The organism is Streptomyces sp. AB3(2024), from assembly GCF_041862025.1.
Taxonomy (GTDB): domain Bacteria; phylum Actinomycetota; class Actinomycetes; order Streptomycetales; family Streptomycetaceae; genus Streptomyces.
This window is the reverse complement of sequence record NZ_JBGWAB010000021.1, coordinates 1-23,478: the sequence shown is the minus strand read 5'-3', so window position 1 is coordinate 23,478 and position 23,478 is coordinate 1. Positions and strand designations below refer to the sequence as shown.

At 71.9% G+C, this 23,478-nt stretch carries 19 protein-coding genes; 13 read left to right on the top strand and 6 right to left on the bottom strand.

The features are described from left to right. Positions 1 to 3 precede the first annotated feature (3 nt). The 7 genes from ACEPPI_RS11880 (at position 4) to ACEPPI_RS11850 (ending at position 8,148) form a co-directional block, all read left to right on the top strand. Positions 4 to 657: an SCO family protein gene (locus ACEPPI_RS11880; protein WP_266840422.1), complete on the top strand. Its 654-nt coding sequence runs from the start codon at positions 4 to 6 to the stop codon at positions 655 to 657. Then, complete coding sequence (locus ACEPPI_RS11875; protein ID WP_373915193.1) at positions 654 to 1,163, top strand: copper chaperone PCu(A)C; 510 nt, start codon at positions 654 to 656, stop codon at positions 1,161 to 1,163. Before ACEPPI_RS11880 ends, ACEPPI_RS11875 begins: the two co-directional genes overlap by 4 nt. A 22-nt stretch (positions 1,164 to 1,185) precedes the next feature. Then, positions 1,186 to 3,267, top strand: coding sequence for a copper resistance protein CopC (locus tag ACEPPI_RS11870; protein ID WP_373915192.1), 2,082 nt, complete (start codon positions 1,186 to 1,188; stop codon positions 3,265 to 3,267). Between the two features lie 5 nt (positions 3,268 to 3,272). Further along, positions 3,273 to 4,556, top strand: coding sequence for an iron uptake transporter deferrochelatase/peroxidase subunit (gene efeB, locus ACEPPI_RS11865; protein ID WP_373915191.1), 1,284 nt, complete (start codon positions 3,273 to 3,275; stop codon positions 4,554 to 4,556). A 42-nt stretch (positions 4,557 to 4,598) separates the two neighbouring features. Further along, positions 4,599 to 5,534, top strand: a complete 936-nt coding sequence (pheA, locus tag ACEPPI_RS11860; RefSeq protein WP_373915190.1) for a prephenate dehydratase — start codon at positions 4,599 to 4,601, stop codon at positions 5,532 to 5,534. A 527-nt stretch (positions 5,535 to 6,061) separates the two neighbouring features. Continuing rightward, a complete protein-coding gene (gene serS / locus ACEPPI_RS11855) occupies positions 6,062 to 7,339 on the top strand; it encodes a serine--tRNA ligase (protein ID WP_356212165.1) in 1,278 nt (425 codons plus the stop codon). Next, complete coding sequence (locus ACEPPI_RS11850; RefSeq protein ID WP_373915189.1) at positions 7,336 to 8,148, top strand: HAD family hydrolase; 813 nt, start codon at positions 7,336 to 7,338, stop codon at positions 8,146 to 8,148. The genes serS and ACEPPI_RS11850 overlap by 4 nt, the downstream gene beginning before the upstream one ends. Before the next feature lie 187 nt (positions 8,149 to 8,335). Here ACEPPI_RS11850 and ACEPPI_RS11845 read toward each other — a convergent pair whose 3' ends face one another. The 5 genes from ACEPPI_RS11845 to ACEPPI_RS11825 all read right to left on the bottom strand — a co-directional run bounded on the left by ACEPPI_RS11845 (position 8,336) and on the right by ACEPPI_RS11825 (position 12,599). Further along, a complete protein-coding gene (locus tag ACEPPI_RS11845; RefSeq protein WP_373915188.1) occupies positions 8,336 to 8,983 on the bottom strand; it encodes a rhomboid-like protein in 648 nt (215 codons plus the stop codon). Between the two features lie 74 nt (positions 8,984 to 9,057). Further along, on the bottom strand, positions 9,058 to 9,777 hold the full coding sequence (locus ACEPPI_RS11840) for an ABC transporter permease (protein WP_373915187.1): 720 nt from the start codon (positions 9,775 to 9,777) through the stop codon (positions 9,058 to 9,060). Between the two features lie 14 nt (positions 9,778 to 9,791). Further along, complete coding sequence (locus ACEPPI_RS11835; RefSeq protein ID WP_280919800.1) at positions 9,792 to 10,703, bottom strand: ABC transporter ATP-binding protein; 912 nt, start codon at positions 10,701 to 10,703, stop codon at positions 9,792 to 9,794. After that, a complete protein-coding gene (locus tag ACEPPI_RS11830; protein ID WP_373915186.1) occupies positions 10,700 to 11,587 on the bottom strand; it encodes an ABC transporter permease subunit in 888 nt (295 codons plus the stop codon). Before ACEPPI_RS11830 ends, ACEPPI_RS11835 begins: the two co-directional genes overlap by 4 nt. Beyond that, on the bottom strand, positions 11,577 to 12,599 hold the full coding sequence (locus tag ACEPPI_RS11825; RefSeq protein WP_373915185.1) for an ABC transporter ATP-binding protein: 1,023 nt from the start codon (positions 12,597 to 12,599) through the stop codon (positions 11,577 to 11,579). Before ACEPPI_RS11825 ends, ACEPPI_RS11830 begins: the two co-directional genes overlap by 11 nt. A 254-nt stretch (positions 12,600 to 12,853) precedes the next feature. On the opposite strand from ACEPPI_RS11825, the gene ACEPPI_RS11820 reads away from it, so the two are divergent. From ACEPPI_RS11820 to ACEPPI_RS11810, 3 genes are all read left to right on the top strand, one after another. Beyond that, positions 12,854 to 13,723 carry a M24 family metallopeptidase gene (locus ACEPPI_RS11820; protein WP_373915184.1) on the top strand — a complete coding sequence of 290 codons (870 nt, stop codon included), beginning with the start codon at positions 12,854 to 12,856 and terminating at the stop codon, positions 13,721 to 13,723. 5 nt (positions 13,724 to 13,728) lie between these two features. Beyond that, positions 13,729 to 15,501, top strand: a complete 1,773-nt coding sequence (locus ACEPPI_RS11815; RefSeq protein WP_373915253.1) for an SDR family oxidoreductase — start codon at positions 13,729 to 13,731, stop codon at positions 15,499 to 15,501. 210 nt (positions 15,502 to 15,711) lie between these two features. Then, a complete protein-coding gene (locus tag ACEPPI_RS11810; RefSeq protein ID WP_371677595.1) occupies positions 15,712 to 16,626 on the top strand; it encodes a MerR family transcriptional regulator in 915 nt (304 codons plus the stop codon). Positions 16,627 to 16,730: 104 nt separating this feature from the next. Here the strand turns inward: ACEPPI_RS11810 and ACEPPI_RS11805 are convergent, their stop codons facing one another. Further along, the gene (locus ACEPPI_RS11805; RefSeq protein ID WP_373915183.1) at positions 16,731 to 17,534 is read right to left on the bottom strand and encodes an aquaporin; all 804 of its coding nucleotides are present in this window, start codon (positions 17,532 to 17,534) and stop codon (positions 16,731 to 16,733) included. A gap of 133 nt (positions 17,535 to 17,667) precedes the next feature. Between ACEPPI_RS11805 and ACEPPI_RS11800 the strand changes: the two genes are divergently transcribed. The 3 genes from ACEPPI_RS11800 to ACEPPI_RS11790 all read left to right on the top strand — a co-directional run bounded on the left by ACEPPI_RS11800 (position 17,668) and on the right by ACEPPI_RS11790 (position 23,358). Beyond that, on the top strand, positions 17,668 to 18,207 hold the full coding sequence (locus ACEPPI_RS11800; RefSeq protein WP_373915182.1) for an RNA 2'-phosphotransferase: 540 nt from the start codon (positions 17,668 to 17,670) through the stop codon (positions 18,205 to 18,207). A gap of 142 nt (positions 18,208 to 18,349) precedes the next feature. After that, on the top strand, positions 18,350 to 20,278 hold the full coding sequence (locus ACEPPI_RS11795) for an HSP90 family protein (RefSeq protein ID WP_373915181.1): 1,929 nt from the start codon (positions 18,350 to 18,352) through the stop codon (positions 20,276 to 20,278). Continuing rightward, complete coding sequence (locus ACEPPI_RS11790; protein ID WP_373915180.1) at positions 20,275 to 23,358, top strand: tetratricopeptide repeat protein; 3,084 nt, start codon at positions 20,275 to 20,277, stop codon at positions 23,356 to 23,358. The genes ACEPPI_RS11795 and ACEPPI_RS11790 overlap by 4 nt, the downstream gene beginning before the upstream one ends. Positions 23,359 to 23,478 lie beyond the last annotated feature (120 nt).

Sequence of the window (23,478 nt, the reverse complement as noted above, 5' to 3'; positions counted from 1 at the left end):
TTCATGCGCACCACACGTGTGACGGTCGCCGCCCTCGCGGTGGCCACCGCCCTCGCCCTCACCGCCTGCGGCAGTGAGACGGCCAAGAACACCGGGACGGTCACGCAGATCTCCGGCCAGAAGAAGGCCGGAGCCGCCACCGTCCTCGACCGCCCCTTCGACAAGCCGGAGCTGGTCCTCACGGACACCACCGGCAAGCCGTGGAACCTGCGCGAGCAGACCAAGGGCCGCCCGACCCTCATCTACTTCGGCTACACGAACTGCCCGGACGTCTGCCCCCTGACGATGAGCAACATCGCCGTCGCCAAGAAGGCGCTCCCCCAGGCGGACCGGGACAAGCTCCAGGTCGTCTTCGTCACCACCGACCCCGAACGGGACACCCCCGACTCCCTCGGCGCGTGGCTCAGGGCCCAGGACCCGTCCTTCACCGGACTGACCGGGGACTTCGCCACCATCCAGGCCGCCGCACGCTCACTCGGCATCGGTATCGAGGCCCCCAAGAAGGAGGCCGACGGCAGCGTCGTCTCCATGCACGGGGCCCAGGTCATCGCGTTCTCGCCCAAGACCGACGAGGGCTACGTCCTCTACGGCGAGGGCACCACCGTCGATGACTACACCAAGGACCTGCCGAAGATCGTCAAGGGAGAGAACCCGTGAACACCCGCACCACCCGCACCCTCGCCGTCGCCCTCTCCCTGACGGCGGCGCTCGCGATATCCGGCTGCTCGTCCTCCGGCTCTTCCGGCTCTTCCGGCTCCTCGGACACCGCCGGGGAATCGGCCAAGCCGAAGATGACGGTCAGCGGGGCCTTCATGCCCGAACCGGTCAACGACAAGATGGCCGGCGCTTTCATGGTCATCAAGAACGACTCGAAGACGGCCGACAAGCTGACCGCCGTCACCAGCCCGCTCTCGGACGATCTCCAGATCCACGAGACCAAGGACCAGAAGATGCAGCAGGTCCAGGCCATGGACGTGCCCGCGAACGGTGAGCTGAAGCTGGAGCGCGGCGGCAGCCACGTCATGTTCATGGGTCTCAAGAGCACGCCGAAGGTCGGTGACAAGGTCACCGTCGAGCTGCGTTTCGAGAAGGCCGACCCCGTCAAGGTCGAGCTGGACGTCAAGGAACGGACGTACAACGCGCAGAACTCCAATGCCCACTGACGGACCGAGGAACTGACACGCCATGACGGCCACCGCCCCCGCTCCTTCACCGGCCCGCGCCGCCCGTGCCACGGCATACCTGCCGCGGCTGGCGCTGGTCCTCGCAGCCCTGCTGGCATCCCTGTTCACCGCGGCCTCCCCGGCCACGGCACACGCCGCACTCACCGCGAGCGACCCCAAGGACGGGGCGGTGGTCGCCACGGCACCCGCCCAGGTCACCCTCTCCTTCTCGGAGCAGGTCGCCATGGGTGACGACTCCATCCGCGTCATGGACCCGCAGGGCAAGCGGGTCGACACCGGGGAACTGCGGGACATGTGCAGCGGATCGACCGTCCGCTACGGCACGGCCCTGCACACCGGCCTGCCGAACGGCACCTACACCGTCGCCTGGCAGGCCGTCTCCGCCGACAGCCACCCGGTCTCCGGCGCCTTCACCTTCTCCGTCGGCGCCCCGTCGGCCACCAGCGTCTCCCTCCCCGACCGGCAGGTGGGCGGCGGGCCCGTCGGCGTCGTGTACGACATCGCCCGCTACGCCGCCTACGCCGGGTTCACCGTCCTCGTCGGCGGCGGCGCCTTCATCCTGCTGTGCTGGCGCCGGGGCTCAGCCGAACGGCCGCTGCAGAAGCTCGTGGTGCGCGGCTGGGTCACCCTCACCGCCGCCACGCTGGCGATGCTGGTGCTGCGGACCCCGTACACCGGCTCCGGGAAGTTCGCGGACGTCTTCGACCTCGACGGGCTCCAGGCGGTCCTGGAAACCAAGACCGGCGCCTCGTTCGTCTCCCGGCTGCTGCTCCTCGGCGCGGCCGCCCTGTTCATCGCCGTGCTCTTCGGGGCCTACGCCCGGCGCCAGAAGGTTGCCGCCGAAGCCGGGCCCGTCGCGAGCGACGGCACGGACGGCACCGACACCGCCCGTTCCGCCTCCGCCTCCGCCTCCGCCTCCGCCTCCACAGAAGCCGACGAGGCTGCCGAAGCCGAAGCCGCCGACGAGGCGAAGAAGGAGACGAGCGACCTCGCCTTCGGGCTCGCCATCGGCGGCACCGTCGTGGCCGGCGGCATCGCCGCCACCTGGGCGCTCGCCGAACACGCCTCCACCGGAATCCAGCCCGGCATCGCGATGCCCGTCGACATCCTGCACCTGCTCGCCGTGGCCACCTGGCTCGGTGGCCTGGTCGCGCTGCTGGTCGCGCTCCACAAGGTGCCGGACATCGAGCGGGAGGCCGTCCAGCGCTTCTCCAAGGTCGCCTTCATCAGCGTCCTGGTCCTCGCCGTGACCGGCGTGTACCAGTCCTGGCGCCAGCTCGGCAGCTGGTCGGCCCTGACCGGGACCAGCTACGGCCGGCTCCTCATCATCAAGGTCTCGCTGGTCGCCGTCCTGGTCGCGATCGCCTGCCTTTCGCGGAAGTGGACGGGGCGGCTCGGGGAGGTCCGTTCCACCGGGGACACCGAGGCCGGGGCACCCGTGGAAGAGCCCGCCGAGGTGCTCGCGGGGGCCGATGTTTCACGTGAAACATCGAGCGGATCCGACACCGACCCCCGACGGGCCGCCCAGCTGGCACGTCAGCGCGCCGCCCGTGAGAAGGCCCGGGAGAAGCAGGTCCGCGACGCCGATCCCGGCCGCGCGGGGCTGCGCCGCTCGGTGCTCGCCGAGGCCGGTGTGGCCGTGGTCCTGCTGGCCGTGACCACCGTCCTGACCAGCACCGAGCCCGGCCGCGCCGCACAGCTGGAGACCAACCGCAGCACGGCAGGCCCGGCGGTGCCCAACCGGCCCGTCAAGATCACCCTGCCGTTCGACACCGGTGGCCAGAACGGCAAGGGCACCGTCCGGCTGGAGCTCGACCCGGGCCGGGTCGGCGCCAACACCCTGCACCTGTGGGCCGACGGCGAGGACGGCCAGCCCCTCGACCTCCCCGAGATCAAGATCGCCTTCACCCTCCCGGCCAAGGAGATCGGCCCGCTGCCGGTCGCCCCGGACCGCGACGCTCCGGGACACTGGAGCGCGTCCGGGGTCCAGCTGCCGCTCGCGGGGGAATGGCGCATCGACGTGACCGTCCGTACCTCGGACATCGACCAGACGACCGTGCAGAAGAACGTGAAGATCGGCTGAAGAGCGTGACCGAAAGCACCGGGAGCAACCCCGACATCGAGATCTCCCGGCGCCGGCTGCTGGGCACCGTCGGCGCCGCGGGCGCCGCCGGGCTCGCACTCGGCGCCACCGGCGGCGCCCTGGTGCATTCGGCGGTCTCCGACTCCCCGGCCGGCACTTCGGGGGCCGCCGGGTCTCCCGGCTCCCTCGGGGCAACGCGGGTCGCCTTCGAAGGAGACCACCAGGCGGGCATCACCACCCCACTCCAGGCCAAGGGGCACGTCCTCGCCTTCGACCTCGCCCCGGGCGCCGGGCGCAAGGAGGCCGCCGCGCTGATGCGCCGCTGGTCCGACACCGCACGGCGGCTCATGGCCGGCGAGACCGCCCCGACGTCGGACAGCGGGATCGCCCTCGACGCGGGGCCGTCCTCCCTGACCCTCACGTTCGGCTTCGGGCACTCCTTCTTCGAGCGCACCGACCTCGTGGCGCGCCGCCCGGCCGCCCTCGACCCGCTGCCGGACTTCTCCTCCGACCGCCTCGACGCCCAGCGCAGCAACGGTGACCTGTGGGTGCAGATCGGCGCCGACGACGGACTCGTCGCGTTCCACGCCCTGCGCGCGATACAGAAGGACGCCGGGGAGGCCGCCCGGGTGCGGTGGCAGATGAACGGCTTCAACCGGTCCCCCGGCGCCACCAGCACCCCGATGACCGCACGGAACCTGATGGGACAGGTCGACGGCACCGGGAACCCCAAGCCCGCCGATCCCGACTTCGACCGGCGGATCTTCGTCCAGGGCGCCGGCCCCGGGCCCGCGGAACACTCCTGGATGGCCGGCGGCTCGTACGCGGTCGTCCGCCGGATCCGGATGCTGCTCGACGACTGGGACAAGCGGTCCCTGGCACAGCAGGAGCAGGTCATCGGCCGGACGAAGGCCACCGGGGCACCCCTGACCGGCGGCAGCGAGACCACGAAGCCCGCCCTGGACAAGCTCGGCCCCGACGGCAAGCCGGTCATCGCCTCCAACGCCCACGCCCGGATCTCCGCCCCGGAACAGAACGGTGGCGCCGCGATGCTGCGCCGGCCCTTCTCCTTCCACGACGGGATCGCCCCCGACGGCACGCCCGACGCCGGACTGCTCTTCATCTGCTGGCAGGCCGACCCGCTGCGCGGATTCGTGCCGGTCCAGCGCAAGCTCGACCGCGGCGACGCGCTGTCGGAGTTCATCCGGCACGAGTCGAGCGGCCTGTACGCCGTCCCGACCGCGCCGCGCAGCGGGGAGTACGTGGGGCAGCACCTGCTCGAAGGGTGAACAGCCCCACGGAGGCGGGTGCCCCGGCATTAGGCTGATCGCATGTCGGCCACCCGCTTCACCTATCTCGGTCCCGAGGGCACGTTCACCGAAGCCGCCCTGCGCACCCTGCCGGAAGCCGCCACCCGGGAGCTCGTCCCGATGGTGTCGGTCCCGGCCGCCCTGGACGCCGTGCGGAACGGCGAGGCCGCCGCGGCGCTGGTGCCGATCGAGAACTCGGTGGAGGGCGGGGTCACCGCCACCCTCGACGAGCTGGCCTCGGGCGAGCCGCTGATGATCTACCGCGAGGTGCTGCTGCCGATCGCGTTCGCGCTGCTGGTGCGGCCCGGGACCAAGCTGTCGGACGTCAAGACCGTCACCGGGCACCCCGTGGCCCAGCCCCAGGTGCGCAACTGGCTGCGGACCCACCTGCCCGACGCGGTGTGGGAGTCGGCGGCCTCCAACGCCGACGGTGCACGGCTCGTGCAGGAGGGCCGCTTCGACGCCGCCTTCGCGGGCGAGTTCGCGGCCGCCACGTACGGGCTGGAGGCGCTGGTCACCGAGATCCACGACGCGCAGAACGCCGAGACCCGCTTCGTGCTCGTCGGCCGGCCCGCCCGGCCGGCTGCGCCCACCGGCGCCGACAAGACCTCCGTGGTCCTGTGGCTCGGCGACGACCACCCCGGTGCGCTGCTGGAGCTCCTCCAGGAATTCGCCGTGCGCGGGGTGAACCTGATGCTGATCCAGTCCCGCCCGACCGGAGAGGGCATCGGCAACTACTGCTTCGCGGTCGACGCCGAGGGCCACATCTCCGACCGCCGGGTGAGCGAGGCGCTGATGGGCCTCAAGCGAACCTGCCCGCAGGTGCGCTTCCTGGGCTCCTATCCGCGGGCCGGGGTCGCTGTGAGTGAGGTGCGGGCCGCGCGGCCGGGAACCTCCGACGGCGACTTCACGGAGGCCTCCGACTGGCTGACGCGCTGCCTCGACGGCCGGGCGTAGGTCGTCGTCCACTGTCCACAGAGTTATCCACAGGCCGAGATGGGGACCTGGGGACAAGTCGACAGAGCGGCGCGACAAGGTCGACAAATCGGCCGGGTGGCCCAGGTTTCGCGCTGGGGAGCGGTAGGTGAACGGCGTCACCCCTGCATCGCCGATCAACTCTTTGGAGCGAGCCATTCCCACCCGAATGAGTGTGTGAGGGCGGTTTGAACCCTGATCGACCCCGACCGCTTGCCGCTCCCTATTGATCTCATTCCGTGTCCACAGAACCGGCGCACAGCCTGTGGATAAGACGGCTCCAGGGGGAATTCCTGTGGACAAGGAAGCCCCCGTGCGGCTGCTCGGGCCCCGGCCACCGCCCGCCGTTGTGCCCCTTTTCGGGGAATGGGGCCGGTTTTATCGACCGGCCCGCGGCGGCCGGATCCGGCCGCCGGACAAGAGTTTTCCATTCATACCAATTGGGACATAGCGACACGCAGCGTGATATCGATGTGATCCCGGGAAGCCCAGCCCGGTAGCCTGGAGGGGTGATTGACCTTCGGCTGCTCCGTGAAGACCCTGACCGTGTCCGCGCCTCGCAGCGCGCCCGTGGAGAGGACGTCGAGCTCGTCGACGCACTCCTCTCCGCCGATGAGCGGCGCAGGTCCTCCGGCATGCGCTTCGACGAGCTGCGCAACGAGCAGAAGTCCCTCGGCAAGCTCATCCCCAAGGCCTCTCCGGAGGAGCGGGCCGAGCTGCTGACCAAGGCCGAGCAGCTCAAGCAGGACGTCAGGGCCGCCGAGGCCGAGCAGAACGAGGCTGACGAGGCTGCCAAGAAGCTCCTGCTCCAGCTCGGCAACATCGTCCACAGCGACGTCCCGGTCGGCGGCGAGGAGGACTTCACCGTCCTGGAGACGCACGGCACGATCCGCGACTTCGCTGCCGAGGGCTTCGAGGCCAGGGACCACCTGGAGCTGGGCGAGTCCCTGGGCGCCATCGACGTCGAGCGCGGCGCCAAGGTGTCGGGTTCGCGCTTCTACTACCTCACCGGTGTCGGCGCCCTGCTGGAGCTGGCCCTGGTCAACGCCGCGATCGCGCAGGCCACCGAGGCCGGCTTCATCCCGATGCTCACCCCCGCGCTGGTCCGCCCGCGCGCCATGGAGGGCACCGGCTTCCTCGGCCAGGCCGCGGAGAACGTCTACCACCTGGAGAAGGACGACTACTACCTGGTCGGCACCTCCGAGGTCCCGCTCGCGGCGTACCACATGGACGAGATCATCGACGCCGACAAGCTGCCCCTGCGTTACGCCGGCTTCTCGCCGTGCTTCCGCCGCGAGGCCGGTACGTACGGCAAGGACACCCGCGGCATCTTCCGCGTCCACCAGTTCGACAAGGTCGAGATGTTCTCGTACGTCGCGCCGGAGGACGCCGAGGCCGAGCACCAGCGCCTCCTCGACTGGGAGAAGCAGTGGCTGACCAGCCTGGAGCTGCCGTTCCAGGTGATCGACGTCGCCACCGGCGACCTGGGCTCCTCCGCCTCCCGCAAATTCGACTGCGAGGCCTGGATCCCGACCCAGGGCAAGTACCGCGAGCTGACTTCCGCCTCCAACTGTGACGGCTTCCAGGCCCGCCGCCTGTCGATCCGCTACCGCGAGGGCAAGAAGACCGCGCCCCTGTCCACGCTGAACGGCACCCTGTGCGCCGTCCCGCGCACCATCGTCGCCATCCTGGAGAACCACCAGCAGGCCGACGGCTCGGTGCGGGTTCCCCCGGTGCTCCGTCCGTACCTGGGCGGCCGCGAAGTGCTGGAGCCGATCGCCAAGTGAGCCCGGCCCCGTTCCCCTACAAGCTCGTCGCGACGGACCTCGACGGCACGCTGCTGCGTGACGACGACAGCGTCTCGGAACGCACCCGTGAAGCGCTCGCCGCGGCCACCGCGGCGGGCGCGGCGCACATCGTCGTCACCGGCCGGGCCGTGCCCTGGACCCGGCACGTGCTGGACGACCTCGGCTACAAGGGGATCGCCGTCTGCGGGCAGGGCGCCCAGGTCTACGACGCCGGGGCGCACCGGCTGCTGACCTCGGTGACGCTGGACCGGCAGCTGGCCGGACTGGCGCTGTCGAAGATCGAGGCCGAGGTGGGTCCGCTGGCCCTGGCCGCCAGCCGGGACGGGGTGGACGGCGAGGTCCTGTTCGGCCCCGGCTACCAGGTGCAGGAGGGCCTCCCCGCGCAGTACCTGGAGGACACCTCGGCGGTCTGGACGGCACCGCTGAACAAGCTGTACATCCAGCACCCGGGGATGGGCGAGGACGAACTGGTCAAGGTGGCACGGGCGATCGTGGGCAACCTGGTCGACATCGTGATGGCCGGTCCGGGGATAGTGGAGATCCTGCCGCTGGGCCTGAGCAAGGCCACGGGCCTCTCGCTCGCCGCCCGCCGACTGGGTGTGAAGGCCGCCGAGACGATCGCCTTCGGCGACATGCCCAACGACATCCCGATGTTCGGCTGGGCCGCGCACGGCGTCGCGATGGCCAACGCCCATGCGGAGCTGAAGGCCGTGGCCGACGAAGTCACCACCTCCAACCAGGAGGACGGCATCGCGGTGGTGCTGGAGCGCCTGCTGGGCGCCGCGTAGCACGACGTGTAGGGGTACGAGAGGTCCGGGACGGCCCGCGCCGCGAGGCGCGCTCGAAGTGGCTGCCCCGGACCTTTTGTTGCTCCCCGCACCCCTCACTCTGCCGGGGGCGCAGGACCCGTACCAGCGAATTTCCCGGCGGCGCGGAGGGCGGAGCCGGTGTTTCACGTGAAACATCGGCCGGACGTCAGGAGGCGGCGGCTGCCGGGCGGGGGTCCGGGTGCAGGGTCAGCGGCCAGGCGAGCAGCCCGACGGCGAGCGAGATGGCGTGGCCGAGGTCGGTGAAAGTACCGCCGGTGAGCAGCGGGAGGCCGAAGAAGGCCACGGCTCCGGCGAGGTACAGCCATCTCCAGGGGCCCGGGAGCCGGTAGGTCAGAACGCCGACGGAGGCCGCGATGCCGTAGCTGACGCCGATGTCGACGACGTGGGTCATGCTGTGCGGCGCACGGTTGTCCTGGATGGCCATCAGGAGGAACTTCTGGCTGACGAGGGTGGCGACGACGTGGGCGGTCGCGACGATCACGAGCCAGCGCAGGGTTCCGAGCCAGCGCTCGACGGTGGCGTGGAAGAGCTCGAAGAGCACGGCGTACAGGGCGAGGGAGGCCGGGTCCTCGATCCAGAAGGCACTGCTGATCAGGGCCCGTATCGGGTGTTTGACCAGTTCGTGGATGTTGCTGCTGTTGCGGTGGAGCAGGACGTGCTCGACCCGGTCGGGCGCGATCACGACGACGACACTGGTGACGGCGATGATGAGCAGCCAGATGTGGGTTCCGGGCGAGGCACGTATCCAGGACCGCAGGGGCCTGGACGGCTCGGGCTCGGTGTGCTCGATCATGCATCGATGATGCCGTGTACGACGGTGCCCCGCCTGGCCGGTGGGCCGGGCGGGGCACGGGTTGCGCGGGGGCCCTACTCCTCGCCGGCGAGGGTGAGGCGGCGCAGCTTCTGGCCCGCGTACGCGGTGGCGCCGACGGTGACCACGATCAGCAGGACCACGGCGGTGGGCAGGCCGACGCTCGCGTCCACGTACCCCTGTCCGGCCACCTTCTCGGCCAGGGCGAGGGACCACTGCTGGACGCTGAGGGTCTTGGCCCCGGAGACCAGGCTGCCGAAGAGGGACTCCCAGATCAGGGCGTAGACCAGGCCGAAGACGACCGCGTGCCGGCTGACCGTGCCCAGCAGCAGGAACAGGGCGCTGTAGGCGATCGAGGCGACGAGCGCGGCGACCGTGTAGGCCACGGCGATCTGCTGGCCGTTGCCGTTGAGGATGAAGCCCGCGATCAGGGTCGGGATGGCGGAGAAGGCCATCGTGACGGCGATCGCGACGATCAGCTTGGTCAGGATGATCGTCGGGCGCTTCACCGGCTTGGAGAGCAGGTAGACGATCGATCCGTCGTCGATCTCGGGTCCGATGGCTCCGGTGCCGGCGATGACGCCGATCAGCGGGACCATCGTCGCGAGGGCGAAGCCGCCGAGCAGGTCGGCCGCCACCTTGTCGTCCACGCCGGTGAAGCCGCGGACCGCGACGGCGATGACGATCAGCAGGGCGGGCAGCGCGAAGAGGATCAGCGCTCGGCGGCGGCCGAGCAGGGCCCGGTAGGTGAGCCGGGCGACGGTGGGGTTGTACATGGGTGCCAGCTCCTTCAGGCCGCGACGAGGTAGGAAAAGACCGACTCGAGGGACTCGTCGGAGGGCGAGACCGTCAGCAGCCGGATGCCGTGCGCGCGGGCGACCTGCGGCAGCAGCTCGGTGAAGCGCCCGAAGTCGACGGCCTGGACGCGCAGGGCGCCTTCCTTCAGGTCGACCTCGATACCGGCCGTGGACGGGTCGGCGATCAGGGCCGCGGCGAGGGCCCGGTCGTCGGAGGAGCGGATGAGGTAGCGGTGGGGGCGGTCCGTCATCAGGCGGCGGATCTTGCGGAAGTCGCCGGAGGCCGCGTGCCGGCCGGCGACCACCACCTCGATGTGGGAGGCGAGCTGCTCGACCTCCTCCAGGATGTGGGAGGAGAACAGCACGGTGCGGCCCTCGTCGCCCATGCGCCGCAGCAGGTCCATGAGCTGCATGCGCTGGCGCGGGTCCATGCCGTTGAAGGGCTCGTCGAGGAGTAGGACCGAGGGGTCGTGGACGAGCGCGGAGGCCATCTTCACGCGCTGGCGCATGCCCTTGGAGTACGTGGAGATCTTGCGGTCCTGCGCGTACTCCATCTCGACGGTGGCGAGCGCCCGCTGGGCGTCCGCGGCGTCGAGCCCGTGGAGCTCGGCGTTGGCGACGACGAACTCCCGGCCGGTGAGGAAGTCGTACATCGCCTCGCGCTCGGGGACGACGCCGATCTGCTTGTAGACCTGCTCGTTGCGCCAGATCGGCGCGCCGTCGAGGGTCACGGTGCCCGTGGAGGGGGCGAGGAAGCCGCCCATCATGTTGATGAGGGTGGACTTCCCGGCGCCGTTGGGGCCCAGCAGGCCGGTGACGCCGGGACCGATGCGCATGGTCACGTCGTTGACGGCGACGACGTTCCCGAACCAGCGGGAGGTGTGGTCGATGTCGATGATGGTCACAGCCCGGCCTTCCGGTATCGGGCCATCAGGGCGGCGTATGAGCCGACGATGAGGCCGAGGGCGACGAGCAGGTAGACGGCGCCGACCCCGGCGGAGGGGCCCTCGCCGCCGGGGAAGGCGGAGGTCGCGCCGAGGAAGGCGGTCTGCACGCCGTCGATCAGGGTGATGGGGGAGAACAGGCCCATCCAGTCGATGGCCGCGGTGTGGCCGGTGTTGTAGGCCACGCCCTGCACCGCCGTGACGGCGCCGTAGGGAATCAGGAGCAGGCCGATGACGGCGGCGACGCCGAACCCGCGGCGCGGGGTGAGCGCGGCCATGACCAGGCCGAGTCCCGCGAAGAGCAGCGACAGCAGCAGTACGGACACCAGTCCCTGCCCGAATCCCTTGGTCTGGTCGGCGAAGTCGAACTTCGCCAGCAACGAGCCGATCCACATGATCAGCAGCGGGGTGGCGGTGAGGATGAAGAGGGCCGAGGCCATGGCCGCGTACTTGGCCACGACGTAGTCGACCCGCTCGATCGGCCGCGAGAAGTACAGCGGCACGGTCTTGAAGCGCAGGTCCCGGGAGACCGACTGGGGTGCCTGGGAGGCGAGGTAGAGGCCGATGATCACCTGGGTGGTCAGGGCGTACGTCGTGTACTTGATCGGCAGGTCGGTGGAGCCGGGAACGGCGATCGCCACCGCGACGATGATCAGCGCGGGGACGCACATCACCGCGAAGAGGATCATCGGCAGCACCTTGGACTTGGCGGAGCGGCCGAGTCCGTACGCGCCCCGGAGGGACTGCGAGAAGAGGGAGGTGCGGGCGTAGGCGCGTCCGAGGCGAGGGCCGTCGTAGGACCGGTAGCCGATGTTGTGGATCTGGGTCGAGGTGTCAGGCGCCATCGGAACCGGCTCCCTTCTGCTGGGTCTGGAACTGCGGGACGGGCACGGCGGCCGCGGCGGCCTGCGCGGCCCGGTCGCCGTCGCGGAAGACCTCGGCGATGTGGTGGCGGCGCTGCTCCATGCGGACCAGGCCGAGCCCGAGGTCGGCGACGGTGTCGCGGACGGTGTCGTACGTGTCCTCGCCGGTGGCCTCGACCAGGAGGATGTGGCCGGCGCCGGGCAGGCCCTGCTCCTCGCCCGCGTGCAGGACGATGCCCGCCGCGGTGAGCGCCGCACGCACGGCGGCGGAGCCATCCGGGTGCACGTCGGAGTCGGTGACCTCGACCGCCAGGGTGGTGGTGGTCTGGGTGAAGTCGCTGGTGGAGCTGGAGCGCAGCAGCTTGCCGCCGTCGACGACGACCACGTGGTCGCAGGTCCGCTCCAGCTCGCCGAGGAGGTGGGAGGTGACCAGGACGGAGATGCCGAAGTCGGTGTGGATGCGGCGGATCAGGCCGAGCATCTCGTCGCGGCCGACCGGGTCCAGACCGTTGGTCGGCTCGTCGAGGAGGACCAGCTGCGGGTCGTGGACGAGCGCCTGGGCCAGTTTGACCCGCTGCTTCATGCCGGTGGAGTAGCCGCCGATGGGGCGGTAGCGCTCCTCGTACAGCCCGACGTGGCGCAGGGTGTCGGCCGTGCGCTCGCGGGCCGCGGTCGGCGGCAGCCCCGACATGCGCGCCATGTGGACGACGAACTCCGTGGCGGAGACGTCGGGTGGCAGGCAGTCGTGTTCGGGCATGTAGCCGACGCGTTCACGGATGGCGCTGCCATGCGTGGCGACGTCGAGTCCGAGCACGGCGGCGCGGCCCTCGGTGGCGGGGGACAGTCCGAGCAGGATCTTGATCAGCGTGGACTTGCCGGCTCCGTTGGCGCCCACAAGCCCGGTCACTCCGGGCCCGATGTCCAGGGAGAGCCGGTCGAGGGCGGTCACTCGGGGGTACCGCTTGCTCAGGCTTTCGGTCGCGATGACAGTCACGCGTTCGACGTTAGTGCCGCGGACGGGCCGGATCGTCAGACCTGGAGCGGGATCACGTATCCGCCTTGAGGACTACGGGCCCTGACCCAAGGCTGATGCCGGCCCGGCCGCCGGCGGGCACCGTGGGCGCTTGGGCATGGCCCGGACAAGTTTGTCCACAGGTCCGTGCACGGGCCTTGACGTGATCTCCGGTCATTGTCACATTCATCAGTGTCAAGTTACGGGCGCGCACGCCTACAGGACGGACGGCTGGCATGGCTGGGGAAACCAAGCAACGCACCGCGCACGACCGGGCAGGACTCTCCGACGGACTGCGCGGGTTCAGAGAGGTCCAGCGCCTCGCCTACGAGTGCGCCGAGACCGTGGCGGCGCAGCTCCGGCCCGGCGTGACCGAGCGGGAGGCGGCCCGGATGCAGCGCGACTGGCTGCGCGAGCGCGGGGTGCGGGACTGGTTCCACCTGCCCTTCGCCTGGTTCGGCGACCGCACCGCCTTCGCGAACTTCAAGATCCCCCTCCAGTTCTTCCCGACGGGGCGGAAGCTGGAGCCGGGCATGCCGTTCATCCTCGACATGGCCCCCGTGTACCGGGGATACGCCGCCGACATCGGGTACTCCGGCAGCCTCGGCCTGCACCCCGTGCAGGACCGGCTGATGTCCGACCTGCGCCCGCACCGGGAGCTGATCCTGGAGCAGGTGCGCGAACGCCGTTCCCTCCGGGAGATCTACGAGAACGTCGAGCGGCTGATGACCCGCCAGGGGTACGCCAACCGCCACCGGGCCTACCCCTTCGGCGTCATCGCGCACAAGATCGACCGCGTCGCGGAGCGGCGCTGGTCCCCGACCGCGTTCGGGTTCGGTACGCAGTCCCTCAGGGGACTGGTCTCGGACGCCCTGCACGGGCACCGCGAGGGCTGGTCCCCGCTGTGGAGTCCGTACCACTTCTCCGACCACCCGCCGCAGCCCGGCCTGTGGGCGGTGGAGCCGCACCTGGGCTTCCGGGGGACCGGCGCGAAGTTCGAGGAGATCCTGGTGGTCACCGACTCCCGGGACCCCGAGGAGAGCGCGTTCTGGCTGGACGACGACCTGCCGCACGTGCGGCGCTGGGCTGAGGAGAAGGCGGCATGAGCGCGATGAGCGGTACGGCACTGGCGGGCGCCCGGGAGCGCTGGGTGAGCACCGGCGGCATCGAACTGTGCGTCGCGGAGCTCGGGGAGACGGACCGTCCGACCGTGGTGCTGGTGCACGGCTACCCGGACAGCAAGGAGGTCTGGTCGGAGGTCGCGGAGCGGCTCGCGTCCCGCTTCCACGTGGTCCTGTACGACGTACGCGGGCACGGGCGCTCCTCTGCGCCGGTGCCGCTGCGCGGGGGCTTCACCCTGGAGAAGCTGACCGACGACTTCCTGGCCGTGGCGGACGCGGTCAGCCCGGACCGCCCGGTGCACCTGGTCGGCCACGACTGGGGCTCCGTACAGGGCTGGGAGTTCGCCACGGTCGCCCGCACCGAGGGGAGGATCGCCTCCTTCACCTCCATGTCGGGCCCCTCGCTCGACCACTTCGGGCACTGGATCAAGAAGCGGATGACGCGGCCGACCCCGCGGCGGGCCGCCCAGCTGCTGAACCAGGGCGTGAAGTCCTGGTACGTCGGCATGCTGCACACCCCGGTGCTGCCGGAGCTGGCCTGGCGCGGGCCGCTCGGCAAGCGCTGGCCGAAGATCCTCCAGCGGACGGAGAAGCTCTCGGACAGCTCCTATCCGACCGCCTCGCTCCGCGAGGACGCGGCGCACGGAGCCTGGCTCTACCGCGACAACGTCCGGCCGCGGATGCGCCGGCCGCGCACCGACGCCTACGCGCACGTACCGGTGCAGCTGATCGTGCCGACCGGGGACGCGTTCCTCTCCGAGCGGCTCTACGACGACACGGAGCTGTGGGCCCCGGACCTGCTGCGGCGGACCCTGCCCGCCAAGCACTGGATCCCGCGGACCCGGCCGGACCAGGTGGCGTCGTGGATCTCCGAGTTCGTGACCGCACGGGAGGAACCGGCCGCGCGGGCACCGCGGCAGAAGGCCCCCGGCCGCCACTCCGACCGGTTCGGCGGCCGGCTGGTGCTGGTCACGGGCGCCGCCAGCGGCATCGGACGGGCCACCGCGTTCGCGTTCGCCGAGGCCGGGGCCCGGGTCGTGGCCGTGGACCGGGACGCCGAGGGCGCGGCGCGCACCGCCGAGATGGCCCGGCTGGTCGGTGCGGCCGACGCCTGGGGCGAGTGCGTCGACGTCAGCGACGAGCAGGCGATGGAGAAGCTCGCGGCGAAGGTCGCCACCGAGTACGGCATCGTCGACGTCCTCGTGAACAACGCCGGGATCGGGCTGTCGGGCTCCTTCCTGGAGACCACCTCCGAGGACTGGAAGAAGGTCCTCGACGTCAACCTGTGGGGTGTCATCCACGGCTGCCGGATCTTCGGGAAGCAGATGGCCGAGCGCGACCAGGGGGGCCACATCGTCAACACCGCCTCCGCCGCCGCCTACCTGCCCTCCCGGACCCTGCCCGCCTACAGCACCTCCAAGGCGGCGGTGCTGATGCTGAGCGAGTGCCTGCGCGCGGAGCTCGCCGGCAAGTCGATCGGCGTCTCGGCGATCTGCCCGGGAATCGTCAACACCAACATCACCGCCACCTCGCGGTTCGCCGGGGTGGACGCGGCCGAGGAGAAGCGCCGTCAGGAGCGCTCCTCGCGGCTGTACGGGCTGCGCAACTTCCCGCCGGAGAAGGTCGCCGACGCGATCCTGCTGGCCGTGGTGAAGAACCAGGCGGTGGTGCCGGTGACCCCGGAGTCCAAGGGCGCCCTGTGGATGTCCCGTTTCGCGCCGCGCGCGCTGCGGCGGATCGCGAGGGTGGAGCCCCGGCTGTGAGCGGGGACGGACGGGGCCGGGCCGCGGCCGGGGGAGCGAGCCCGGCGTGGAGAGAGCCGGGCACGGCCATACCCCGCTCCTCCCGGCGGTCGTACCATCCCTCGCAGGAGGGCTCGCTGCGCAGGGCGGTCGAGTGCCTGGCGGCGTCTCCTGCCGCCCGGACCGCGGCGGGCGCGGTCGGGCGAGCCGCCATGTCGTAGGGAGCCGGGATTGTCCGATCAGGCGGTAGCCGAGTACCGGATCGAGGATCTGGCCCACCACAGCGGAGCGACGGTACGCACGATCCGGGCGTACCAGGACCGCGGTCTGCTTCCGAAGCCGGAGCGCCGCGGCCGGTCCAACGTCTACCGGGACACGCATCTGGCGCGGCTGCGGCAGATCGCGGACCTGCTGGACCGCGGCTACACCCTGGCCTCCATCAAGGAGTTGCTGGAGGCCTGGGACGCGGGGCGCGGACTGGGCGGCGTACTCGGCCTGGTGGCCGAGGTGCACGGACCGTGGACCGACGAGGAGGCGGCCCGCATCAGCCGGGCCGACCTCAACGAGCGGTTCGGGGGCCGGCCCGACGACGACGCCGTGGACGAGGCCTGCGAGCTGGGGGTGCTGGAGCGGATCGCGGGGCGCCCGGACGAGTTCCTGGTGCCGTCACCGCAGGAGCTGGCGGTCGCGGCCGAGCTGTACGCGGCCGGGGTACCGCTGGTGGCGATCACCGGACACCTGCGCGAGCTGCGCGGGCAGGTCGAACACATAGCCTCCCGCTTCCTGGAGTTCACCACCGAGCACGTCTTCGCCCGCTACCTCGGTCAGGTGCCGCCGACCGACGCGGACGCGGCGGAGGCGGCGACGATGGTGCGCAGGTTGCGGCCCCTGGCCCAGCAGACGGTGGATGCCGAGCTGGCGCGGGCGATGCGGCTCTTCGCGACCCGGCACCTCCAGCGGCACCTGGGGGCCGCCGGCGGGGCGCAGCCCTCGGGCCCGGCGCCGGTGGCCCTGCCCGCCGAGACGGTGCGGGCGGTGCAGGAACTGGTGGGGTCCGCGCACGTGGCGGAGTTCGTCCGGGCCGCGACGGAACGCGAGCTCCAGGCACGGACCATGAACGATCTGGTCAGCAAGGGCGGCCGATAGTGCTCGATCAGCAGTCCACAGGGCGAATCACACCCTTGTCACCGAAACCCACCGAAACAGCTGTGGACAACTCCCGTTCGGCTGTGGGGAACCCGGCCTGATCCTCAGACCACGGCCTCGAAAGCGGGGCCGGTGCGGGTGATATCGGCCACCGGTTTCTCCTCGTCCGGAGCGAGCGGTCCGGCCGGTCCGGTGGCCTGCACGCGCTCGGCCGACCGGGCGCCGCGGTCACGTCCGTAGAGGAGGGTGGCCAGGGCGAGGCCTACGCAGCCTCCCAGCAGCTGGGCCGCGACGAAGCCGGGCAGCGACTGCGGGGCGATGCCGGTGAAGGAGTCACTGAAGGCCCGCCCGACGGTGCCCGCGGGGTTGGCGAACGACCCCGAGGAGGTGAACCAGATCGCGGCGGCGATGTACGCGGCGACGGCGGACGGGATCAGCCGGGACCGTCCAATGCGGCCGAGCCCCTGGATGACCAGGACCAGGCCGGCGGTGGCGACGGTCTCCCCGATCAGCAGGTGACCGCCGTCGCGGACCTGTGTGGAGAACTCCCCGGGGGTGCGGCCGAACATCACCTCGGCGAGCACTGCCCCGCCGATGGCCCCGGCGGTCTGGGCGGTGGCGTAGACGAGGGCCTCCCGGACGTCGAGCCCCTCGCCGCCGGTGCGACGGGCCCACCACGCCGTCAGGGTGACGACCGGGTTGAGGTGGGCTCCGGACAGCGGCCCGAAGAGGGTGATGATCAACCCGAGGCCGATGGCGGAGGCGAGCGAGTTGGCGACGAGGGCCACTCCCGTGTCACGGCTGAGGGACGCGGCCTGGATGCCGGAACCGATCACCACCACGAGCAGGCTCGCGGTGCCGATGAGCTCAGCAGTCGCGCGCCGTAGCAGTGAAGCCTTATTTGTCATAGTTTCTCCCTGTGGGCAGCAGTTCAGCGGAAAATGTATTCCGTATCTTGGAAACGCGATAGAGGGGGTCCGCGTTCAACGGGGCGGCCAAAAATCGCTGCTCTTGTCCGTCCCGACCCCGCAAGCTGGGGCCATGGACGACAAACGCACCGTGAAGGTGTCCAAATACGTCTCGAAACACCTGCGGCATCAGCCGGATCGCATCGGACTGGTGCTCGATACCCAGGGGTGGGTGGAGATCGACGATCTTCTGCACGCCGCCGCGGCCCACGGATTCCGCTTCACCCGGGCCGAACTCGACCACGTGGTCGCCTCCAACGACAAGCAGCGCTTCGCCGTCGACGGCACCCGCATCAGGGCCAGCCAGGGGCACACGGTGGCGGTGGACCTGGGCCTGCCGGAGGCCGAACCGCCCGCGTACCTCTACCACGGCACCGTCGCCACGGCCCTGGACGCCATCCGCGCCGAAGGCCTGCGCCCCATGGCCCGCCACCACGTGCACCTGTCACCCGACCGCGAGACAGCGACGCGCGTGGGGGCACGCCGGGGCCGGCCCGTGGTGCTGACGGTGGACGCCGGCGCGATGCGCGCGGCCGGGCACGTGTTCCGCATCAGCGCCAACGGGGTGTGGCTGGCGGACGCCGTGCCTCCGGAATTCCTGCGTTTTCGATAACCCTGCACAAGTAGGAGCGGGCGAGCGGGAATTCACGGGATGACTGTCGGATCATCCCCCTAATCTGTTCTCGTTCCGGGATCAGTGAGGGGGGCACCTCGCGATCACCGACCATCCCTGTGACCACGCGAGGTGACACTCCATGACGTCCGACTCCCTTTCCTCATCGGACCTCCCCGGCGGCACGAAAGCCGCCGCTCCGACCGCAGCCGCGACCGCGACCGCAGCCGAGGTGAACAACTTCCAGGTCGACCTGCGCGGCCTGGTCGACCTGCTCTCCCACCACCTCTACTCCAGCCCCCGCGTCTACGTCCGCGAACTCCTGCAGAACGCCGTCGACGCCGTCACCGCCCGCCACGCCCACGAACCCGACGCGCAGGTCCGCATCCGCCTGTCCGCGTCCGCCGACCACGTCACCATCGAGGACTCCGGCATCGGCCTGACCGCCGCCGAGGCCCACTCCCTCCTCGCCACCATCGGCCGCAGCTCCAAGCGCGGCGGCAACGGCACCGACCCCGACATCCGCGGCCTGGAAACCACCCGTCAGGAGTTCCTCGGCCAATTCGGCATCGGCCTGCTCGCCTGCTTCGTCGTCGCCCGCCAGATCAGGGTCGTCACCCGCTCCGCCCGCGACCCCCTGGCCGCTCCCGTGGAATGGCTGGCCACGGACGACGGCTCGTACACCGTGCGCGAACTGCCCCACGAGGCCCGCCCGGAGCCCGGCACCACCGTCCACCTGGAGGCCCGCCTCGGCGCCGAGGAGTGGACCGAAGCCGCCAGGGTCGAGCGGCTCGCCCGCGACTACGGCTCCCTCCTTCCCTACGAGATCACCTTCGACGACGGCCTCGGCGGCGCCCCGCGCCCCGTCACCGACCGGCCCGCCGTGTGGGACCGCGCCTTCCCCACCCCGGCCGCCCGCCGCGTCGCGCTCGCCGGACACTGCGCCGCCCTCTTCGGCTTCACCCCCCTCGACAGCATCGACCTCGACCTGCCGGTCGCCGGGATCCGCGGCGTCGCGTACGTCCTGCCCGACCCGACCAGCCCCGCCCACCGGGCCGGACACCGCGTCCACCTCAAGGGCATGCTGCTGACCGACCAGGCGGACAACCTGCTGCCCGACTGGGCGTTCTTCGTCCGCGTCGTCCTCGACACCGACACGCTGCGCCCCACCGCCTCCCGCGAGAACCTCTACGACGACGAGACCCTGGCCGCCGTACGCGAAGCCCTCGGCGCCCGCATCCGGGCCTGGCTGGCCGAGCTCGCCGCCGGCGAACCCGAGCGGCTGGCAACCTTCCTGAGCGTCCACCACCTCGGCGTGAAGTCGCTGGCCAGGCACGACGGCGAACTGCTCGCGCTGATGCTGCCCTGGCTGCCCTTCGAGACCAGCGACGGCTCGATGAGCCTTGAGGAGTTCGCGGCCGCCCACGCCGACATCCACTTCACCCGCACCGTCGAGGAGTTCCGCCAGATCGCCCCGATCGCGGCGGCCCACGGCCTCGGCGTCATCAACGCCGGCTACACCTACGACGCCGACCTGCTGGCGCTGCTGCCCTCCGTACGCCCGGACCTCAAGGTCACCGAGCTCGACGCGGGGGCCGTCACCGAACGCCTCGACCCCGTCGCCACCGAGGTCGAACTGGCCCTCGCCGGCTTCCTGGCCACCGCCCGCACCCGCCTGGAGTCCCAGAGCTGCGACGTGGTGCTGCGCGCCTTCCAGCCCGTGGCCGTCCCCGCCCTCTACCTCGACGACCGCCAGGCCCGCCAGGAACGCGACCGCACGGCCGCGCTCGACAACGCCGACTCCCTGTGGAGCGGCATCCTCGGCTCCCTGCGCGGCTCCGGCCCCCGGGCCCGCCTGGTCCTCAACCACAACAACCCGCTGATCAGGCGCATCGCGGGCCTCCCCGACCCCACCCTGACCGGCACGGCAGTCGAATCCCTCTACGGGCAGGCCCTGCTGATGTCCCAGCGGCCCCTGCGCCCGGCGGACTCCACCCTGCTCAACCGGGCCTTCCTCGGGCTCCTGGAATGGGCGACCCACTCCACCCCGGACCAGGAGGACGGCAAGTGACCGCCATGACCAACGAAGAGATCCGGCAGGGACTGCAGCAGAACCGCGGCCTGCCCCACGGTGCGGCCCGCAACGCGCAGGCCGAGGCCCTCACCGCGGCCGCCGAGGTCAGCGGGGACCCCGCGCTGTTCCGCCACGCGCTGATCACCCAGATCGACGCCTACGAGTACAGCGCCGAACGCACCCGCATGGTCATCCCGTTCGCCCGCCTCCTCCAGGAGTACGACCGCGACCCCGCGGCCTTCGACGGCTCCGCGGCCCACTCCCTGTTCTGGCGCTTCAAGTGGGTGGCCGGCCGGATCGTCGAATCCCCCGAGATCCCCATCGAGACGGTCACCCGCTGGCTCGACGACATGGAACGGCGCTACCGGATCGCCGGGTACAGCGAACGCGCAGTGCGCCAGTCCGAGTTCTACCTCGCCCACGCCACCGGCGACCGCGAGCGGGCCGAACGGGCCATCGCCCGGTGGCGGGCCGCCGACCGTGACGCCATGAGCGACTGCCGCGCCTGCGAGACCCACACCCAGGGCTGGTTCTGGGCCGACCGGGGCGAGGACGCGAAGGCGATCGAGGTCTGGGAGCCGGTCCTCGGCGGCGGCCAGACCTGCATGGAGGAGCCGCACCGGGTCCTCGCGCGCTCCCTGCTGCCCCTCGTCCGGCTCGGCCGTGCCGACGAGGCCCGCTCCCACCACCTGCGCGGATACCGCCTGGCCCGGGGCAAGGAAAGCCTGCTGCGTTCCATCGGCGAGCACATCGAGTTCTGCGCCCTGACCGGCAACGAGGCCCGCGGCCTGGAGATCCTCTCCGAACACGCCGTCCACCTCGTCCCGCTCGCGGACGTCGACACCCAGATGGAGTTCTTCGGCGGGGCGCTCGTCCTGCTGCACCGGCTGAACCGGATCGGGCACGGCGCGGACCTGTCCGTCCCCTACGAGGGCACCCCGCGCACCGTCGACGAGCTGTACGGCATCCTCCACGGCCAGGCCCTGGCGATCGCCACCCGCTTCGACGCCCGCAACGGCAGCAGCCGGGTCTCGGACGAGCTGCGCGAGCGGATCGGGCGGGAACCGCTGCTCGGCGTCCTCCCGCTGGGGGTGCGAAGCGCCGGACTGCCCCGGGCCGTGCCGGTGACCCCCGCGCCGGCCGTGGCCCCGGCCCGGCCGCAGCCCCCCGGGGCCGGTCTCGACGCCCTCGTGGAGCGGGCCCGCACCGCACGCGACTCGGGTCACCCGGGGGCGGACGCCCTGTGGGCGGAGGTGGCCCTACGGGTCTGCGCCCTCCCCGAATCGGAGGCGGACCCGCTCGTCACCGCCGACGTGGCCGACCAGCAGGCCCTGGCCGCCGCGCGGGCCGGCGCGAAGGAGGCGCCGCAGCTGCTGGCGGACGCCCGCGACCGGTACCGGGCGCTGGGACGGGCGGAGCGCGTGGCCCTCGTCGAGCTCCGGCTGGCGACCGTCGCCGCCCAGTCCGGGGAGGAGCCGGGGCGGGTCCGGGAACTGCTGGCGACCGCCCTGCGCGCCGCCGAGGCACTGGACCCGGCCGAACCGCTGCGGACGCGGCGGATCGCGCTCGCGGAGCTGTCCTCGATGCGCGTGGAGTCGTACCTGCGCACGGTCGAGGCCACGCGCACGCAGGACCACGGGCACGGCGACGGCCACGAGCACGGGCATGGCCACGACCACGGGCACGGGGAGGAGCACGGCCACGAGGTGCTGGTGGCCGAACTCGGCGCGTTCGTCGCCGCCTACGGTCCGGACCTCGCGGACCTGACCGCCGAGGCCGAGGAGATGCTGGGCCGGCTGGCACTCTCCGGGGGCGACACCGACCGGGCCCTGCCCCTGCTGGCCTCCGCCGCGGCCCGGGTGGTCGAGGCCGACCGTCCGTGGGAGGCCGTGGACCCGCTCGTGCTGCGGGCCGGGGTACTGGTGTCGCTGGAGCGGCCCGAGGAGGCCGAGCAGGCGGCGCGGTCCGCCCTGGAGCACGCCGCCGAGGTCGTCGACGCCGAGCAGCAGGGCATCGTACGGATCACCCTCGCGGACGTCCTGCTGCGCCGGGGCTCGGCGGCGGAGGCCGCCGAGCACGCCCTGACGGCGGCGCACTGGTTCGACCAGGCCGGCCTGACCTCCGAGGGGGGCGCCCAGGCCCGGCTGCTGCTGGCCCGGGCCTACGCCGGGGAAGGCCGGACCGCCGACGCGGCGGAAGTGCTCCAGTCCACGCTGGCCGATCTGCTCCAGCACGGTGAGGGCCAGGCCGTCTCGGCGCGGGACTTCCTGGGCAACCTGCTGCGGGAGCTGCGCGATGCGCGGGGCGCGGCGGAGCAGTTCCTGCTGGCGGCGGAGCTGGTGCAGGGCTGGGAGGACCCGCGTCCGCAGGCGGGCTTCGCCCAGGCGGCCGCCGACTGCCTCTCCGACGCCGGTCTGGCCGAGGAGGCCGTCGCCGCCTACGAGCGCGCCCTGGAACTGCGCCGGCTGACCGGGGAGGCCGTCATCTCCGAGGCCAGGATCCTGCGTTCGCTGGCCTGGCTGGGGCTGCGCGAGACCGTCACGGACGCGACGACGGCCGCCGCCCGGACCCGGATGGACGAGGCGGCCGGGGTCCTGGAGGGCGCCCTGGCCCTGGACCCGGAGGATCCGGAGCTGCGGTCCGAGCTGGCCCAGACCTGGCACCAGCTGGCACAGGTGCTGGACCGGCGGGTCACTGCCGAACTCCCCGACGGGGACGGGGACGGTGCCGAAGACGGCCGGGAAAGCCAGGAAGGACGGGAAGGACGGGACGGAAGCGGCGGCTCCCCGGCCCGGGGCACGCTGGGCGCGGCGGGCATCGAGGCGCTGCGGCTGGAGGAGGTCGGGCTCTGGGAGCGGGCGGCCGCGCTCTACTGCGCGCTCGGGACCGCGTACCTCCAGGAACGCTTCCAGTGCCTGAACAACGCCGCCTGGACGGATCGGGAGCTGGGACGGCCTGCGACGGGCGCCGCCCGGATCGCCGCGCTGATCGAGGAGGTCGGGGCGCTGCCCGAGGGGACCGCTCCGGAGTGGCTGCTGCCGCAGGCGGAGCGGGTCGTCACGCACCTGACGGCCTGAGCACACGACCGGCCCGGGGGGGGGGGGGGGGGGGGGGGGGGGGGGGGGGGGGGGGGGGGGGGGGGGGGGGGGGGGGGGGGGGGGGGGGGGGGGGGGGGGGGGGGGGGGGGGGGGGGGGGG